19 protein-coding genes are annotated in these 15,983 nt (G+C 68.3%); 6 read left to right on the top strand and 13 right to left on the bottom strand.

The window, feature by feature from the left end; genetic code table 11:
- Positions 1-275: 275 nt before the first annotated feature.
- The 4 genes from ACRXBZ_RS15105 to ACRXBZ_RS15090 all read right to left on the bottom strand — a co-directional run bounded on the left by ACRXBZ_RS15105 (position 276) and on the right by ACRXBZ_RS15090 (position 1,794).
- Entirely contained in the window at positions 276-437 is a 162-nt protein-coding gene (locus ACRXBZ_RS15105) for an alkaline phosphatase PhoX (protein ID WP_433879661.1), read from the bottom strand.
- A complete protein-coding gene (locus ACRXBZ_RS15100; protein ID WP_433884146.1) occupies positions 386-658 on the bottom strand; it encodes an alkaline phosphatase PhoX in 273 nt (90 codons plus the stop codon). Before ACRXBZ_RS15100 ends, ACRXBZ_RS15105 begins: the two co-directional genes overlap by 52 nt.
- An 85-nt stretch (positions 659-743) precedes the next feature.
- The gene (locus ACRXBZ_RS15095; protein WP_433883887.1) at positions 744-1,400 is read right to left on the bottom strand and encodes a S1 family peptidase; all 657 of its coding nucleotides are present in this window, start codon (positions 1,398-1,400) and stop codon (positions 744-746) included.
- Between the two features lie 70 nt (positions 1,401-1,470).
- On the bottom strand, positions 1,471-1,794 hold the full coding sequence (locus ACRXBZ_RS15090; RefSeq protein WP_168585340.1) for a CU044_2847 family protein: 324 nt from the start codon (positions 1,792-1,794) through the stop codon (positions 1,471-1,473).
- A 202-nt stretch (positions 1,795-1,996) separates the two neighbouring features.
- Between ACRXBZ_RS15090 and ACRXBZ_RS15085 the strand changes: the two genes are divergently transcribed.
- The gene (locus tag ACRXBZ_RS15085) at positions 1,997-3,130 is read left to right on the top strand and encodes a glutathione-independent formaldehyde dehydrogenase (protein WP_433879660.1); all 1,134 of its coding nucleotides are present in this window, start codon (positions 1,997-1,999) and stop codon (positions 3,128-3,130) included.
- 359 nt (positions 3,131-3,489) lie between these two features.
- On the opposite strand, the gene ACRXBZ_RS15080 is transcribed toward ACRXBZ_RS15085, so the two are convergent.
- A complete protein-coding gene (locus tag ACRXBZ_RS15080) occupies positions 3,490-4,482 on the bottom strand; it encodes an FAD-dependent monooxygenase (RefSeq protein ID WP_433879659.1) in 993 nt (330 codons plus the stop codon).
- Here ACRXBZ_RS15080 and ACRXBZ_RS15075 point away from each other — a divergent pair.
- Entirely contained in the window at positions 4,414-4,620 is a 207-nt protein-coding gene (locus ACRXBZ_RS15075) for a TetR/AcrR family transcriptional regulator C-terminal domain-containing protein (RefSeq protein ID WP_433879658.1), read from the top strand. The genes ACRXBZ_RS15080 and ACRXBZ_RS15075 overlap by 69 nt on opposite strands.
- 92 nt (positions 4,621-4,712) lie before the next feature.
- Here ACRXBZ_RS15075 and ACRXBZ_RS15070 read toward each other — a convergent pair whose 3' ends face one another.
- Both ACRXBZ_RS15070 and ACRXBZ_RS15065 read right to left on the bottom strand, forming a co-directional pair.
- Entirely contained in the window at positions 4,713-4,925 is a 213-nt protein-coding gene (locus ACRXBZ_RS15070; RefSeq protein ID WP_433883886.1) for a transposase family protein, read from the bottom strand.
- Complete coding sequence (locus tag ACRXBZ_RS15065) at positions 4,894-5,421, bottom strand: transposase family protein (protein WP_433879657.1); 528 nt, start codon at positions 5,419-5,421, stop codon at positions 4,894-4,896. Before ACRXBZ_RS15065 ends, ACRXBZ_RS15070 begins: the two co-directional genes overlap by 32 nt.
- 362 nt (positions 5,422-5,783) lie before the next feature.
- Here ACRXBZ_RS15065 and upp point away from each other — a divergent pair, with 362 nt between their 5' ends.
- Both upp and ACRXBZ_RS15055 read left to right on the top strand, forming a co-directional pair.
- The gene (gene upp, locus ACRXBZ_RS15060) at positions 5,784-6,407 is read left to right on the top strand and encodes a uracil phosphoribosyltransferase (RefSeq protein WP_433879656.1); all 624 of its coding nucleotides are present in this window, start codon (positions 5,784-5,786) and stop codon (positions 6,405-6,407) included.
- A 304-nt stretch (positions 6,408-6,711) separates the two neighbouring features.
- A complete protein-coding gene (locus ACRXBZ_RS15055; RefSeq protein ID WP_433879655.1) occupies positions 6,712-8,061 on the top strand; it encodes a glycoside hydrolase family 18 protein in 1,350 nt (449 codons plus the stop codon).
- Between the two features lie 170 nt (positions 8,062-8,231).
- On the opposite strand, the gene ACRXBZ_RS15050 is transcribed toward ACRXBZ_RS15055, so the two are convergent.
- Positions 8,232-8,822 carry a TetR/AcrR family transcriptional regulator gene (locus ACRXBZ_RS15050; RefSeq protein ID WP_433879654.1) on the bottom strand — a complete coding sequence of 197 codons (591 nt, stop codon included), beginning with the start codon at positions 8,820-8,822 and terminating at the stop codon, positions 8,232-8,234.
- 53 nt (positions 8,823-8,875) lie between these two features.
- Between ACRXBZ_RS15050 and ACRXBZ_RS15045 the strand changes: the two genes are divergently transcribed.
- Both ACRXBZ_RS15045 and ACRXBZ_RS15040 read left to right on the top strand, forming a co-directional pair.
- Positions 8,876-9,082 (top strand): type II toxin-antitoxin system VapB family antitoxin, encoded by a 207-nt coding sequence (locus ACRXBZ_RS15045; RefSeq protein ID WP_168585334.1) that lies wholly within the window; start codon positions 8,876-8,878, stop codon positions 9,080-9,082.
- A 14-nt stretch (positions 9,083-9,096) separates the two neighbouring features.
- Entirely contained in the window at positions 9,097-9,477 is a 381-nt protein-coding gene (locus tag ACRXBZ_RS15040; protein WP_433879653.1) for a type II toxin-antitoxin system death-on-curing family toxin, read from the top strand.
- Positions 9,478-9,765: 288 nt separating this feature from the next.
- Here the strand turns inward: ACRXBZ_RS15040 and ACRXBZ_RS15035 are convergent, their stop codons facing one another.
- The 5 genes from ACRXBZ_RS15035 to ACRXBZ_RS15015 form a co-directional block, all read right to left on the bottom strand.
- Positions 9,766-10,101: a hypothetical protein gene (locus ACRXBZ_RS15035; protein ID WP_168585332.1), complete on the bottom strand. Its 336-nt coding sequence runs from the start codon at positions 10,099-10,101 to the stop codon at positions 9,766-9,768.
- Between the two features lie 390 nt (positions 10,102-10,491).
- A complete protein-coding gene (locus ACRXBZ_RS15030; RefSeq protein WP_433879652.1) occupies positions 10,492-10,944 on the bottom strand; it encodes a flavodoxin family protein in 453 nt (150 codons plus the stop codon).
- A gap of 2 nt (positions 10,945-10,946) precedes the next feature.
- Entirely contained in the window at positions 10,947-12,608 is a 1,662-nt protein-coding gene (locus ACRXBZ_RS15025) for a phospho-sugar mutase (RefSeq protein WP_433883885.1), read from the bottom strand.
- A gap of 169 nt (positions 12,609-12,777) precedes the next feature.
- Positions 12,778-13,587 (bottom strand): purine-nucleoside phosphorylase, encoded by an 810-nt coding sequence (locus tag ACRXBZ_RS15020; protein WP_433883884.1) that lies wholly within the window; start codon positions 13,585-13,587, stop codon positions 12,778-12,780.
- A gap of 307 nt (positions 13,588-13,894) precedes the next feature.
- Positions 13,895-15,583: a serine/threonine-protein kinase gene (locus ACRXBZ_RS15015; protein WP_433879651.1), complete on the bottom strand. Its 1,689-nt coding sequence runs from the start codon at positions 15,581-15,583 to the stop codon at positions 13,895-13,897.
- Positions 15,584-15,983: the final 400 nt, after the last annotated feature.

Genomic DNA, 15,983 nt, shown 5'->3' with positions numbered 1-15,983 from the left:
GGCGACGTACAGGTCGCCGACGGCGCTCCCGGTGAGGTGTCAACGGCACCCAGGCAGCCGCCGCCGTCGTAGGCGAGTCCAAACGTATCGTCGGCGACGTTGAACTGCCAGACCCGGCTGTCGCCCGTGTTGCTGAACCAACACCTGTCGGAGGCGTAGTAGCAGCCTTCGCCGCCGCCGAAGTGCTTCGCCTCGGTGACCTGCTCGCGGGTCGGCGTGTCACGTTCGGCGGGCGTTGGCTCCGGGACCTCCACCCAAGTCACCTGCCCCGACGTTTACTCGCCTGCGACCAGCACTTCCAGCAGTCCACCCGCTCCGAGGTCGCCCCAGTTGTTCGGCCGGAACCGGTAGAAGCAGCCATCAGGCTCGTCCTCGGTCAGGGAGATCACCTTGCGGACCGGGTCGCACGCCGCGGCTTCGTGGTTGAAGCTGCCCATCGCGTCCCGCGCACCGCTTCCCCGGCGCCCCGCAGGTCGGTCTCGAACGCGTACCCGTAGCCGACCTCTTCGTAGGAAAGCCAGGTGTTCCAATGGGTTGCGCCGCCCGAGCAGTTGCGCCGCGTGTCCTCCAGGATCCGGTAGGCGTCGACGATGTTGCCGCCTACGTCGAACCGCATTGCCCCGACCCCGCCGCCGGGCTCGATCTCGGAGTTTGACACGTAGATCCAGTCATCACCGTCGACGAGGCACGCGCCGCGATCGGGCGCGTCGTGCCGCGTGTAGGAGGAGCCCTCCAGCTTGTCGCTAGAGTGCGCGATGACACGGTTGGTGAACCCCGCGGTAACTCGATCCCGTTGGCATCGGCCGGAAGCATCGGCCCGTAATGGCTCCGGCCACCCTCGGACTCGTCGACTTCGTCGTCGCGGCCGTGGAACAGGGCGGCGTCTTCTTCCCGGAACGGCTGCAGACCCCGGTACGGGTTGCGGTCCGGGGTCGTCCAGGCATCGCCGAGCGCCGTCGTCGGTACCAGGTGGGCCGTGGTCCGCTGCGGGCCGAGGTGGTGGCGACCATCACGACGATGCCGCGCAGCTCCTCGTCCCAGACCGGGGCTCCGCTGAAGCCCGGTTTGATGCGCCAGCGGTCCGGGTCGACCGCCATCTGGATGCGGCCCGGGCCCTGCGCGCCGACCAGGCGGCCGGTCACCCAGATCCCGTCCGGCATGTCGCGCGGGAAGCCGAAGGTCCGGAAGCGGTGGTCGCGGACGTCGCCGGTGATCCGGGCCGGAACCGGCAGCGCCCCCGATGGTGCGTTCGCCAGCCGCAGGATCGCGACGTCCAGGTCGTCGTCCTGCGACAGCACTTCGACGGCGTGGTCGTGGCTGCCCAGCAACGGGAAATCGGCGACCGGCGTCGCTCCGCCGACGACGTGGGCGCAGGTGGCGACCACGCCCGGTGCGGCCAGGAACCCCGCGCCCAGGACGGTCTGGCCCTCGCGACCACCGCCGGGTCGAGCGGATCGGCCGCCAGGCCGGTCATTTGCTCGACTTGGAGTCGCTCCACTCGACGGAGACGTTGAAGTTGGCCTCGCCCGTCGACTTGGCGACCGCGAGGTTGGCTTCCCCGGTGACTTTGATGCCGAACTGCACGCTGATCTTCGACGGCGGCTGTTCCATCGCGCGCAGCTCGCCGAGCACCGCCTCGGCGGCGGACCGGATGCTGCCCATCGCCTTCTGCACGGTCTCGGAAGCCTGCACGACCTTCCCGGCGCCGCCGACCGGGATCGCGCCCTGACCGTCTGCGGCCTCGATGAGCAGTTCGCAGCCGTCGTCCAGCGGCATCTTGACCAGCAGTGTCATGACCCGGAACCCCCGAACTCGCACCTGCGGACTTGATCGAAGTTAGCCGAAGATCACCCGCAGGTGGGTGAAGTTCCGGCAACTCCCCGTAGGACCCTCGTTCGGGTGACGCCCGTCCGAGTCTCAGGTCTTCCCGCTCGGGGTAGTCCCTGGTCGGCATGCAGATGGATTTCGCGCGTCTTCCACCCGGAGGTGGTCAACGATGAAAGCAGTCGTGTACCAGGAACCATTCTCGGTCGCGATCAACGAGGTGGACCGGCCGACGCTCGGGCACCCCAACGACGTGATCGTGCGCATCACCTCGACCGCCATCTGCGGCTCCGACCTGCACATGTACGAGGGCCGGACGGCTGCCGAACCGGGCATCGTATTCGGGCACGAGAACATGGGCATCATCGAGGAGGTCGGCTCCGGTGTGACCAGCCTGAACCGCGGCGACCGGGTCGTGATGCCGTTCAACGTGGCCTGCGGGTTCTGCAAGAACTGCATGGCGGGCAACACCGGGTTCTGCCTGACCGTCAACCCCGGCTTCGCCGGCGGCGCCTACGGCTACGTCGCGATGGGGCCCTACACCGGCGGGCAGGCCGAATACCTGCGGGTGCCGTTCGCCGACTTCAACTGCCTGACGCTGCCGGCCGACGGCAGCCACGAGGCCGACTTCGTGCTGCTGGCCGACATCTTCCCGACCGGGTACCACGGCTGCGAGCTCGCCCAGGTCTCGCCAGGCGAGAGCGTCGTCGTCTACGGGGCCGGACCTGTCGGGCTGATGGCCGCTTACTCGGCGCTGCTGCGCGGCGCGGCGAGAGTGTTCTGCGTCGACCGCGTGCCGGAGCGGCTGGCGAAGGCGGAGGAGATCGGGGCCATCCCGATCGACTTCTCCAAGGGTGACCCGGTTGAGATGATCAAGGAGCAGACCAACGGCGAGGGCACCGACAAGGGCGTCGACGCGGTCGGCTACCAGGCGCAGGTCGGCGACGGCTCGAAGGAGGAACCGGCCGTCGTGCTGAACTCGCTGATCGACACCGTGCGCGCGACCGGCCGGCTGGGCGTGCCGGGCCTGTACGTGCCGTCCGACCCCGGTGGGCCGAGCGAGGAGGCAAAGAAGGGGATGCTGCTCGTCTCGATCGGCCGGATGTTCGAGAAGGGCCAGGTCATCGGCACCGGGCAGTGCAACGTGAAGCGCTACAACCGGCAGCTGCGGGACATGATCATCGCGGGCCGCGCCAAGCCCAGCTTCGTCGTCTCCCACGAGCTGTCCCTGTCCGAGGCGCCGGACGCCTACCGGAAGTTCGACCAACGCATCGAGGGCTACACCAAGGTCGTCCTGCACCCGTGAGCAGGACGCGGTGAAGGGCACCTTCGAGCAACCCGGAGCCTGTTGCAAAATTAAGCCCATCACGGAACGTGATCGATTGGTGACGGCTACTGGCGGACGAACGGCGGGGATCGAGACTGATCTAGTACTTCGGTTCAGCCGTTTTCGCCGAACACAGCCTCCTCGGTTGCCCAGAGGTGCCCGTCACGCCTGGTCGCAGACGTCGTCGAGGCCGGTGCGCAGCATGTCGAAGGCGCACGCGGCCGGGGCAACGGCTTCAGTGTCGAGGTCGTCGGTCGTCCGGCCGCTGGAGATCTGGCGGACGTTTACCCAGACCGCGATCGGTTCAGCGGGGGACGAGCGCCGAACCTGGGAACTGTTCAGGGAACTGGCGTCGAACCAGGCCCCGAGCTGACGGTGTTGGTTCGCAGTTTCATCCGAAACTGCAACACCCACCCGCGGCTTTCAGCGGTCGAGGACCGCGCGGAGGGCTTTCTCCAGGTCGGGGGCGGTGCCGGGTCCCTGGCTGCGCCACGCGATGAAGCGGTCCGGGCGGAACAGCACGGCCCCGTCCGCGTCGACCCCGTACGGCCCGGTCCAGGCGCCGTGACTTCGCCACCGATCAGTTGCGGCTTCAGCCGGACCTCCAGGGTGGCGGCGACCTCATCGGCGGCCCTGGCCCACGCGCTGGATCCGGTCAGCAGCACGAAACTCCGGCCGAACAGGTCGATCGTGGACAGCTCTCCATCTGGTGTGGACAGTCGTACGTGCGGGGCCCGCGAGCCCGGGCGGCCCGTCGGAAGGGTCGCGTCCTCCAGGAGCTCGCCCTCGTCGCCGGGCTCCCGGACGAGCGCGCCATTGTGCCGGTAGCCGAACAGCAGCACTGCCGGGTCTTCGATCGGCGGCGCGTCTCCTTCTCGGGCCAGGTCGGGCCGGTTGCGCACGATGGCGTTCCGGTACTGGTTCTCCGCGATCAGCTCGCCGACTGGCCGTCGCTCCGCGTCGTGGCTGTCGAGCAGTCCCGGCCCGGCCTCGCCCCGGAGCACCGCGGCGATCTTCCACGCCAGGTAGAAGCCGTCCATCAGCGCGGTGTTGCCGCCCATCCCGCCCTGTGGCGGCATGGTGTGCGCGGCGTCGCCGACCAGGTGCACCCGCCCGGAGCTGAACCGGTCGGCCACCCGCATGGTCGCCACCGTGGTGTCCGTCATCAGGATCTCGACGTCCAGCCCGGGCACGCCGGTGACCAGCCGGATCTGCTCCAGGCTGCCGTCGACATCCTCGCCCTGTTCGGCACGGCGGTCGCCATGGAACGCAGCGCGGACTTCGGCCTCAGTGATGCGGAGCGGATCGAACGGATGGAAATGGTCCAGCAATACTTCTCGGAACTGCCGGCGGACCGGTTCCCGACGATGGTCTCGATGCTCCCGGCGCTGATGTCCGGCGACGAGGAAGAGCGCTTTGATTTTGGCCTCGACATCCTAGTCCAAGGCATCGCCGCCACCCCGCACTGACGCCCCCGCCAGGTTCCGGCGCAATTTCAATGGAAATCGGACCTTCGATTTCCATTGAAATCGAAGAAGTAGAGCGTTATTCACGGGCGTTACTACCCAAGGCGGTAGAATTCGAGCGCTGCGATAATGCGGATGATGGTAGGCAGTTCGGCGAGGCGTCCCCGATAGCCGGTGGCGAGTATTTTCCAGTTCTTTACGTGGGCGATGCATCGCTCGACGGCAGAGCGTATTGAGGAGATGGTCTTGTTGTTCGCCTTGTCGTTTGTGGAGAGTTCACCACCCTTGGGTTTCTTGCGTGGAGTGATCGCGTGAGTCCCTTTGGTATGCGGGGTCGGCGATAGTAGGGGTGTCCGAGAGTTGACCTTCCCAACCGCACTCGTCGAATGCTTTGCGGTCATGAATCGAGCCGCGCATCGGCGCGGATATTCCCAACAGGTCACCATCGGTATCTGCTGCGATCTGGATGTTGAGGCCTGCGCGGCGGCGCTTGCCGGAGTAGTTGACCTCGTGACCAGCGCGGTTGCCGGTCGGGACATCGGTTCCGTCGACCAGGACGAGTCGGCCACGGATGGCATCCTCGAGATCTGGAATGTGCAGACATAATGCCTCCCCGATCAAGGGGAGAATCCCTCGATAGATCCGCGATACAGTCGGCTGGCTGAGGCCGAATAAATCGCCGACAGCTGCCTGGTTTAAATTCTGTCGGACATACACCAAAGTGATCACGACAGCCCGATATAGTCCCACTGTCAGAGGCCACGGTTGCTTGCCGCGACACTGGACGATCTGCCAGATACGCACGACAAGCTCCTCGATCTGGTCAGTAGCAAGCCCTGTAGTAGGCTGATAACGCAACGGCCCTACCTTTAAGTCGTCTTCTTTGGGAGAAAACGATCTTACCCCGGTTGGGGTCGTTGCTCTATTTTGAGGTGATCACGCTGCCTGAATAACGCTCGTAGTCCACAGCCTCCGGCGTGTCGGGCCGCGACGCACCGGTGACTGTGGACAACCCGCAATTTCCATTGAAATTGGACCTTCGATTTCAATGGAAATTGCTGACGGTGACGGCGGGTTGACGCCCGGCTGAGGTCGGGTGCGACCGTGGACACGTTGTTGAGCAGCGGCAACGTGTCGCCCAGGGTTGGCGGTTACTGTTGTCGGTCATGGATGTACGGGTCGTGGACCACCCCCTGGTGAAAGCAAGGCTGTCCACAATGCGCGATGCGCGTACCAACAGCGCCGCGTTCCGCGCCGCGTTGCAAGAGCTGACGCTGATGCTCATCTACGAGGCGACGCGGGGCGCCGAGGTGGCGGTGGAGCCCATCCACACGCCCGTGGCGCGCACCAACGGCTACCGGCTGGCGAACCCGCCGCTGCTGGTTCCGGTGCTGCGGGCCGGTCTCGGCATGGCCGACCAGGCGCACCGGCTGATCCCGGAAGCGCAGATGGGCTTCGTCGGCCTCGCCAGGGACGAGACCACTCTGCAGCCCACGCCGTACCTGGAGTCGCTGCCCGCCGACCTCGCAGGGCGTCCGGTGTTCGTGCTGGACCCGATGCTGGCCACCGGCGGCTCGATGGTGCACACGATCAGCCTGCTGACCGACCGCGGTGCCACCGACGTCACGGCGATCTGCACGCTGGCCGCCCCGGAGGGCGTGCGCCGGCTCGAGGAGTCCGGGCTGCCGGTGCGGGTGGTGACCGCGAGCGTCGACGAGCGGCTAAACGAGTCGGGCTACATCGTCCCGGGCCTCGGCGACGCGGGTGACCGCGAGTACGGCGCGGTCTGACGACTCCAAGATCGCGCGGAGGATGAGCGTTCCCGATTTGCCCGAAGTCGGGAACGCCGCTGCCGCGCCGCAGCGGGAATTTCCCGGTTTTTCCTAAGGCTGGAAGCCCTGGAGATGCCTCGGCACGTCGTGTCGCGGCCGGTCCTACCTGGGATTTCCGGGATTCGTGGGGTGCTCGCCGCGGGTGCTGTCGTGAGCCGCCCGCAGCAGCGGCTTGCGGCCAAACGGGCGCTATCTGGTCTAGACCTAATCCGAATATGGTCTAAACCATCTTGAGCGATCCCACGATGACGCAGGAGTCGCCATGTCCGTAAGACGCCGCTTCCCGTTCCGACTGCCGGTGTTGCTCGCCGCGATCCTCGCGCTGGGGCTGCCCGCGCTGGCCGCCCCGGCCGGGGCCGCAGACACCCCGGCCGCCCCCCAGCCGCAGGCCGCCGCCCGCAAGGTCGGCTACTTCACCCAGTGGTCGATCTACGACCGCAACTACTTCGTCAAGAACCTCGACACCTCCGGTGCCGCCGGGCAGTTGACTCACCTCAACTACGCCTTCGGCAACCTCGACGCCGGCGGCAAGTGCTTCCAGGTCAACCAGGCCGGCGAAGGCGACGCCTGGGCCGACTACCAGCGTCGCTTCACCGCCGAGCAGACCGTCAACGGCACGGCCGACGCCTACGACCAGCCGCTGGCGGGCAACCTCAACCAGCTCAAGCAGCTCAAGGCGAAGCACCCCGGCCTGAAGGTCTACATCTCCTTTGGCGGCTGGACCTGGTCGAAGAACTTCCACGCGGCCGCGGCGACCCCCGAATCGCGCGCCGCCCACGTCAAGTCCTGCATCGACATGTGGATCCGCGGCAATCTGCCGAAGATCGGCGAACCGCAGGGCGGGGACGGCATCGCCGCGGGCGTCTTCGACGGCGTCGACCTCGACTGGGAGTGGCCGGCCTCCGAGGGTGGCCCCGGCAACGTCGTCGACCCGGCGGACAAGCAGAACTACACCGCGCTGCTGCAGGAATGGCGCACCCAGCTCGACGACGTCGGCCAGGAGCTCGGCAAGACCTACGACATCAGCGCATTCCTGCCCGCCGACCCGAAGAAGATCGAGGCCGGCTATGAGATGCCGAAGGTCTTCGACTTGCTCACCTTCGGCACGATCCAGGGCTACGACCTGCACGGCGCCTACGACCCGACGACCAACCACCAGTCGGCGATCTTCAGCCCCGATGGCGACCCGTCGCCGGAGAAGTGGAGCATCGACCAGACGGTCAAGGCCTGGCGTGCAGCCGGGGCGCCGAACGACAAGCTAGTGCTCGGCGTGCCGTTCTACGGTCGCGGCTGGACTGGGGTGCCGAACCAGAACAACGGCCTGTTCCAGAGCTCGACGGGTCCCGCCCCGGCAAAGTACGAGGCCGGCTTCGAGGACTACAAGGTGCTCAAGGCCAAGGCCGGCTCGTTCACCCTGCACCGCGACGAGAAGGCCGGTTTCGCCTGGCTCTACGACGGAACCACGTTCTGGACCTTCGACGACGCGGCCGAGATCACCCGCAAGGTCGAGTACCTCAAGCAGCAAGGCCTCGGCGGCGCGATGGTCTGGTCGATGGACGGCGACACCCCCGAGGGTGAACTCATGACCGCCATCCACAACGCGCTCGGCTGAGGACGTTTCGGAGCGTGCCGCGCGGCGGTGCGGGCGGCGGAACCCCGAACGCCCCTGCACCGGGCGAGAACCGGCACGACCCGGAGGCAGTCGTGGGCGCTCGTGGCCATTGACCAGGCCTGGAGGCTCACGACGCGCTGGCCCCGGAGGAACCCCCCGTCGCTTCGGGGTCAGCGCCGCCAACCGGCGAAACCATTGCGCAGTGCCTGGTCGTAGTGGGCGCTGCGCTCGTCTTCGGTGGGCGCCGAACCGCTCAGCTCCAGCGAGACCAGGCCGTGCACCAGGGCCCAGGCCGCGAAGACGACCTCGGCCGGGTCGGCGTCGATCAGCTCCCCGTCCTCGATGCCCTTGCCGATGGCGTCCCGCAGCGGCTGGATGCTGCGCAGCGCCTGCTCCCACGCCTGCTCGTCGGGGGTGAAGTCGGGCACCGCGTGGCCGAACATGATCGAGTAGAAGTGTGGGTTGGCCAGCGCGCTGTCCCGGTAGGCGTGGCCCAGCGCGGTCAGGTCGTGCTCCGAGTCGCCGGTCCGAGCCACCCGCTCCATCCGGTCGCACAACCGCCGGAACCCCTCGACGTACAGCTCGCGGACCAGCCCCGGCTTGCCGCCGAGCAGGGAGTACACCGCGGTGGTCGAGGTGCCCACGTCCGCGGCGAGCCGGCGCAGGCTGAGCCCTTCTGGGCCGTGCGCGGAGAGCAGCTCCCCGGCCCGGTCCAGCAGGCGGGTGCGGAGGGCTTCGTCGTGCGCTCGCGGTCTCGCCATCGACCGAAAGTATCGCCTTTGACGAGTGGTATCAGCGCGATACCATCTACCGCATGGCCATGACCCTGCGCCTCACCGAGGAAGAGAACCAGCGGCTCGCCGAGCTCGCGGCGGCCGAGGGACGGTCCAAGCAGGAGGTCGTGCGCAGCGCGCTAGCGGAGCGCTGGGCGCGGCAGCAGAAGGAACAGCAGCTAGACGACGTCATGCGACGCGTCCTGCCGCGATATCAGGGCTTGTTGGACAAGCTCGGTCCTGCATGATCAACTATTGACCGGTGACCGTATATCTCGACACGTCCGACCTGCTCCTGCTCGCGACGGCTGTGGCCGACGGCGATCTGCTGGTGCGGGACAGCGGACTGCTAGACGCGGCGGCGTACCGCCCGCGCGCGAAGGTTCTCGGCGTACCCGCCTACGAGACGCTGTGGCTGAAGTCGGCCGCGTTGCTGGATTCGATCGTGCGCACCCGGCCGCTGGCCGAGGGCAACTGGCGGCTGGGCTGGGTGGCCGCGGTGGCGATGTGCGACGTGAACGGCTGGTGGGTGGAAGCCGACGACGAGACGGCCCTGGTGCTGGTCCGCGAGGTCGGCCGCGACCAGCGAGAACTCCCCGAAGTGGCGGACCAGTTGGAGCGCTGGGCCAAGCCCAAGGTCTGAACTTTCCCGTCGGTGCGCGAATCCGTGGCGCGCAATGTGATTCGCCGCTGAGGGTGGCGGCCGCGGGCGATGGCTGCACAGTTTCAGTTGAAACTGTGGTTTCCCGCCGCGCGTTGTTGGCGCGGTGATGTGGCCCGGGGTCCCGGTGCTGAGCTGTAAACGGCGATGGCCCGCCCGGGGGCCGGGCGGGCCATCGCGATCAATTCGTTCGGTTCTGCGGCCGAGGTCCGTTGGTTTCCGGCACTGCTCGCCGTGGTCGGCCGACCACGGCGGTACGTGCCGCAGGTCTCAGCCGACGGCGCCGCTCTGCAATCTCCGCAGGGCGATCGGTGCTCCTGCTAGATCCTCTTCGTTGCAGAGCAACTTGAGGTCGTAGTAGGGGACGCCTTCGCGATCGTCGTAGTCCAGGTGGACTGCGATGACATCGATGGGTTCACCCAGCCAGTTCTGGGCTTCGCGAAGCCATTGGGCGGACCGCTCCAGGGCGGCCGGCAGGTCGTCGTCACGGAACTCGACAGGTCGGTAGGGAACGCCCTGAACCTGATCGTTCGGACCGGGGGGCTGTGGGAGATCCACGGAGACGCCGGAGTCGTCGAGTTCGAGTCGGATCGCTTCCTCACTCACTGTCGCAGGGTAACCCCTGCGGCTGGACAAATGCTGCCGGAGTCCTGCGCAGTTCTCCTCGATCGACCTGCTGAGCTGCTCGGACCGGTCGGTCGATTACCATGAGCGAGGTGCGGGGCGCCCCGAACATCGCACGTTGATGAGGGAAGGCGGGCTTTGCCCGGGGCGCCCCACTGCCGTCAAGGGGCGCGCCCCGACGACACGATCAGGTTACTCCGACCGGGCGGACCAAGATCAACTGGGGTTGGTCGCGGAACACGGCGATTTCGCGCGAAATCGCCGCCCGGCACGCGGTGGGGGTGGCGATTTCGCGCGAAATCGCCACCCGCCAGCTCCGGACGGGGCGCCGTTGCGCGGTCGATGTGAGCGCGGAAACGTCGTCGCGGCTGTTCAGGGCATCAGCCCGGCCGCGACGGTGGCGCCGAGTTCCCAGCAGGCCTCCAGCGCATCCTTGTCCGGCTGGCCGAGCACCGTGACCGGTTCCGCCACCTGCTGCCACGACAGACCCTTCGTGATCGACCGGATCGCTCGCAGCGCGCCCTCCACGCCCTCGTTGCCGTGCACGTAGCAGCCGTACGGCCGACCGATCGTCGAATCCAGGCACGGGTAGTAGATCGTGTCGAAGAAGTGCTTGAGCGCGCCGCTGATGTAGCCGAGGTTCGCCGGGGTGCCCAGCAGGTAGCCGTCGGCTTCGAGGACGTCGCTGGCGGTGGCGCTCAACGCCGCTCGCCGCACCACTTCGACGCCCTCGATCTCGTCGGTCGTGGCGCCCGCGACGACCTTCTCGAACATCGCCTGCATGCCCGGCGACGGCGTGTGGTGCACGATCAGCAGTCTCGGCATCGTCAGTCCCCCCGCACCAGATCGGAAACCGCCTGCTTCAGCGCGTCCAGCCGGTCCGCGGCCCGCTGTTTCGCCGCCGCCAGCGGGAGTTCGCCGACGTGCTCGACTACCTGCAGGTAGCACTTGAGCTTGGATTCGGTCCCGGACGGGCGGATGACGACGCGCAGCCCACCCGTCCCGGTGATCACCAGGGCATCGGTTCCTGGCAACAGGTCGTCCACGTCCACAGTGGTCTCCGCGAGCTTGGTCGGCGGCTGTTCGCGGAGCCGCCGCATGATTCGCGGAATTGCGCTCAGATCCGTGACCCGCACCGAAACCTGGCCGGTCTGGTGCACACCGTGCTTCGCGGAAAGCGCATCGAGCAGCTCCGGAACGCTGCGCCCGGATGCTTTCGCAGTGGCGGCCAGGTCGCTGGCCAGGACGGCGGTGGAGATGCCGTCCTTGTCACGCACCGCGTCCGGATCGACGCAATGCCCGAGCGCTTCCTCGTAGGCGTAGACCAGTCCGGTTCCGGCGCCGTCACCGGCGCGCACCAACCACTTGAACCCGGTCAGCGTCTCGTCGTAGCGGACGCCGAACTCGGCGGCGATCGAGCGCAGCATGGTCGCCGAAACGATCGTGGTCGCCACCAACGGGTCTGGATCCCTGTCGGAGTCCAGTGTGGACAGAATCTGCTGGGCGAGCAGGACGCCGGTTTCGTCGCCGCGCAGCATCCGCCAGGCGCCGTCGTCCTCGACACCGAGCGCGCACCGGTCGGCGTCTGGGTCCAGCGCGATCGCCAGGTCCGCCCCGACCTCGGCGGCCAGTTCCAGCAGCGCGTCGGTCGCCCCCGGTTCCTCCGGGTTCGGGAAGCCGACGGTGGGGAAGTCCGGGTCCGGTTTCGCTTGGGACGCAACGAGGCGCACGTCGTCGAATCCCACGCGATGCAATGCCTGCAGCAGCGTCTGCGCGCCGACGCCGTGCAATGCGGTCGCCACGATCCGGAGCCTGCGGGCGTTGCCGCGCGGCAGCGTCGACACCCGTGCCAGGTAGTCGTCGAGTGCGGACCCGCAGATCGACCAGCTTTCCTCGCGCGGCACCGCGTTCGCCGCCGGAGTCGCGGCGATCGCCGCCTCGATCTCGGTGTCGGTCGGGCTCACCAGGTGAATGCCGCCCTGCAAGTACAGCTTGTAGCCGTTGTCGTGCGGCGGATTGTGCGATGCGGTGATCTGGATGCCCGCGACCGCGTGCAGCGCGCGGGCGGCGTAGGCCAGCACCGGCGTCGGCAGCGGTTCGGGCAGCATCCGCACGTCGAAACCGGCGGCGGCCAGCACACCGGCGGCGTCGGCGGCGAAGTCCTCCGAGCCGTGCCGCGCGTCGCGACCGACCACCACGACACCGCCGGCGTGACCGTGCTTGGTCAACCAGGCCGCCAGGCCCGCAGTCGTGCGCACGACCACGGCGCGGTTCATGCCGTTCGCACCCGCGCGCACCGCCGCGCGCAGGCCTGCGGTGCCGAACTGAGGCATGCCGGACATCCGGTCCGCGAGCTGCGGGGCGTCGGCGTCGAGCAACTGCTGCAACTCGGCCTGCGTTCGCGCGTCGATGTCGTCGGCGATCCAGCGCCGAGCGGCCTCGCGCACCTGCGCATCCAGCGTCACGCCGCCTCCAGAGCTCCGTTGCATCATGAATGGTTCCGTCAGTGATTCTGGGCGCTGCGGCGTCGGCTCGTAAGCCGGTTCGGTCCTTGAATCCGCGTATTGGGCATGCACGAATCGGTGATCCCGGAGTCCGGACGGCATCTGAGGTACCGCCACCCGCACCGCCACTCGGGACGAGCCCGGAAAGCTGCCCCTACGCGGCTTCCAGCAGGGAGCGCAGGAGCTTGCCCATCCGGCTGGCCGAAGCCTGGCCCGCGTCCAGGACTTCCTGGTGGTTCAACGGTTGCCCGGACAGCCCGGCAGCCAGGTTCGTCACCAGCGACAGCCCGAACACCTCGGCGCCTTCGGCGCGGGCCGCGATGGCCTCCAGCACCGTGGACATACCCACCAGGTCGACGCCGAGCCCGCGTAGCATCCGGATCTCCGCCGGCGTCTCGAAATGCGGGCCGGGCAGCCCGGCGTACACGCCCTCCTCCAGCGAGGAGTCGATGCCGCGGGCCAGTTCCCGCAGCCGCGGCGAGTAAAGGTCGGTGAGGTCCACGAAGTTCGCGCCGACCAGCGGCGACCGTGCGGTCATGTTGACGTGGTCGCTGATCAGCACCGGCTGACCGACCTGCATGCCCTCGCGCAGCCCGCCGGCGGCGTTGGTGAGCACCACGGTCCGGCACCCGGCGGCGACCGCGGTCCGCACGCCGTGCACCACCGGCTCGATGCCCTTGCCCTCGTAAAGGTGCGTCCGCCCGAGCGTGACCAGCACCCGCTTGTCGCCTACCGGCACGGACCAGATCTTGCCGCTGTGCCCGATCGCGCCAGGCGCGGCGAAGCCCGGCAGGTCGGACATGCTCAGCTCGGTGGCCGGCCGGCCGATCTCCTCGGCGGCAGGCTGCCAACCGGAACCGAGCACCACGACGATGTCGTGACGGTCGATGCCGGTGATCTCGGCGAGCTTGGCGGCGGCCGCGCTAGCGGCGGCGGACGGGTCAGAAGTCGTCGTAGGCGTCACGGGCGCGCAGCTTAGTCCGTGCCGAGCCGCTCGGCGGCGTTTCAGCCCGCGGGGAGCGAGTCGAGCACGCCGCTGGCCTCGGCGAAGGCGAAGTGGTCCACGTAGTCGCGGGATTCGACGATCTGGCCGTCCCCGCAGGTACTCCAGGTACTCCTCGGCGGGTTCGACCACGCGGTGGTCCCGCACCCGGAGCACGAACACGCAGGGCACGGCGAACTCGCGAGGACCCTGCGGATCGTGTTCGGTGGCCTGGACGTCCGATGAGGACATTCCCGCAGCTCACGGCAGATGGGCTGCGGGAACATCCTCATGGACCGATGTGCAGGGTCGGCTGGATCTGGTTGAGGATCGGTTCGCTGGTCCGCGCCTGGCGGCTCGGTACCGTGACCCGCACGATCCAGAGGTCGTTGCCGTGGCGGATCAACTCCGCGGTGGTGCCGAGCTGCCGCCCCTCGGTGGGAGAGCCGATCAGCGACTTCTCGGTCGTCCGGTACCTCAGGCGCTGCTGGTCTTGGCCGGTGGGAACGGCGGACTCCACGGCGACCCCCGACGGACCCGCGGCGGAGTTCTGCAGCGCCGCCTCGTAGTCCGACATCTCCTTGCCAGAGCGGAAGAAACCGCCGTAGCGCTGCACGGCGATCTCCGTGGTGCCGTCCGGGGACACGAACGACACCACCGCGCTGTTGGCGAAGTCGTTGCGCTCGCTGTGGAACAGCCGCCAGCCCGGATCGCCCGGGGCCTTGATGCTGAACTCCTCGGCGTTCGGGGCGGCCGTGTGTTTCGCGATGTCGTGGTGCGTGATCAGGTACAACTGACCGGGCTTGACCAGCGGCGGCACCGAATCCGGCAGCACCGACGCGCCCGCGGCCAGCCGGGTCGCGGCGAAACCCCCGGCCAGTGCGGCGGCGAAGAGCACGACCGCGACGACGCCGAGCGCGAGCACCGCCCACGGCGACCTGCGGCGCGCCTGCGGCGGCGGATCCTTCAACGCGAACGGCGGCAGGCCGGGATCCTGGGCCAGCGGCACCGAGCCAGGTCCGATCGAGGGCTGCTGCATCGGCGGCGACGACGACACCAGCTGCCGCACCTTCACCGTCGGCGCATCCGGGTCCAGCAGCATCGCGAACGGGCGGTTCCCGGGCTCGGGCAGCAGGTGCTGGATCCGGCGGCGCGCTTCGGTCAACGGCATTCGCTGCGTCGGGTCCTTGACCATCAGGCCCCGGACGATGTCGCCGATCGGGCCTGGCCTGGTGACCACCGGCACGGGACCGCGCACCACCTCGGTCACGGTGGCCAGCGGATCGTCCTGCACGTCGTAGGGCGTGTGCCCCTCGGCTGCGGCGAACATCGTCGCGCCGAACCCCCACAGGTCGGCGGCGGCGGTGACGGCTTCGCCCGCGGCGACCTCCGGCGCGATGAACGCCGGGGTCCCGAGCAGGATGCCGGTGCTGGTGATGGTGTGCTCGGCGATGTTGCGGGAGATCCCGAAGTCGCTGACCTTGATCCGGCCGTCGTCGCCGATCAGCACGTTGCCGGGTTTGACGTCGCGGTGCACGATGCCCGCCCGGTGCGCGGCTTCCAGCCCGGAGGCGACGCCGTCGGCGATCATCGCCAGCTGGTGGTCGTCGAGCGCGCCGTGCTTGCCGAGGATCGCGGCGAGGCTCTGCGACGGCACCAGCTCCATGACGACGAACGGTTCGCCGTCCTCGCGGGCGACGTCGTAGAGCGTCACGACATTGGGGTGCGACAGGACGGCGATGGCGCGGGCTTCCCGGAGCGCCCGCTCGCGCAGCTCAGCGGCCTCCTCGTCCGGCATCCCCGGCGGGAGCTTGACCTCCTTGATCGCCACCTGGCGGCGCAGCAGCTCGTCCGTGCCGGACCACACGGTGCCCATCGCACCGCCGCCGAGCTTGCTGTCCAAGCGGTACCGGTCCGCGATCAGCCGGCCGGCGCCGGCCAGGGTGTCGGGCTCGTAGCTATCCGTGGGCACGGCCATATTTTCCATGGTCGGCAGGAGGGGCGAGGCGGAACCGGCAAGGATCGTTGCTCAGCTGGGACGATTACCCGGCACCCCGAGACGATCACCCAGCGTGGCGGTATCGGCGTTACGAAAAGTGAACAATCCCACGCCGACGGTCGCGGCGATGCCTCCCCGGATGTCGCCAAGGTCATTTCGTCGCAACGAAAAAAGGCCTCCGAGCGGCCAATACGCCGCCGGTGGCGGATTGGCTCGGACTGGGGCGTTTCGGATAAGTTGGGCTCCGATCGGACCTCGCTGTGCATCGGTGGCCCGAGCCTTCCTCAAGCCGATATTCGCAGCGTTTGCACGCCGCCGACATCGTTCGTCGCGGTGCGTCTGCGGTGGCGTTGGCGAACAATCCCGGTGGCCGGGTGTC

Origin of the sequence: Saccharopolyspora hattusasensis (genome assembly GCF_050972075.1) — a bacterium.
GTDB lineage: Bacteria > Actinomycetota > Actinomycetes > Mycobacteriales > Pseudonocardiaceae > Saccharopolyspora > Saccharopolyspora hattusasensis.
This window is presented reverse-complemented; position numbering and strand designations above follow the sequence as displayed.

Excerpts from the sequence above, each read along its gene's own strand:
- ACRXBZ_RS15075 (WP_433879658.1), top strand. The coding sequence starts at position 4,414 with ATGGAACGCAGCGCGGACTTCGGCCTCAGTGATGCGGAGCGGATCGAA.
- ACRXBZ_RS15085 (WP_433879660.1), top strand. The coding sequence starts at position 1,997 with ATGAAAGCAGTCGTGTACCAGGAACCATTCTCGGTCGCGATCAACGAG.
- ACRXBZ_RS15015 (WP_433879651.1), bottom strand. The coding sequence starts at position 15,583 with ATGGCCGTGCCCACGGATAGCTACGAGCCCGACACCCTGGCCGGCGCC.
- upp (WP_433879656.1), top strand. The coding sequence starts at position 5,784 with ATGGATGTACGGGTCGTGGACCACCCCCTGGTGAAAGCAAGGCTGTCC.
- ACRXBZ_RS15025 (WP_433883885.1), bottom strand. The coding sequence starts at position 12,608 with ATGCAACGGAGCTCTGGAGGCGGCGTGACGCTGGATGCGCAGGTGCGC.
- ACRXBZ_RS15090 (WP_168585340.1), bottom strand. The coding sequence starts at position 1,794 with ATGACACTGCTGGTCAAGATGCCGCTGGACGACGGCTGCGAACTGCTC.
- ACRXBZ_RS15030 (WP_433879652.1), bottom strand. The coding sequence starts at position 10,944 with ATGCCGAGACTGCTGATCGTGCACCACACGCCGTCGCCGGGCATGCAG.
- ACRXBZ_RS15045 (WP_168585334.1), top strand. The coding sequence starts at position 8,876 with ATGGCCATGACCCTGCGCCTCACCGAGGAAGAGAACCAGCGGCTCGCC.
- ACRXBZ_RS15055 (WP_433879655.1), top strand. The coding sequence starts at position 6,712 with ATGTCCGTAAGACGCCGCTTCCCGTTCCGACTGCCGGTGTTGCTCGCC.
- ACRXBZ_RS15050 (WP_433879654.1), bottom strand. The coding sequence starts at position 8,822 with ATGGCGAGACCGCGAGCGCACGACGAAGCCCTCCGCACCCGCCTGCTG.
- ACRXBZ_RS15105 (WP_433879661.1), bottom strand. The coding sequence starts at position 437 with ATGGGCAGCTTCAACCACGAAGCCGCGGCGTGCGACCCGGTCCGCAAG.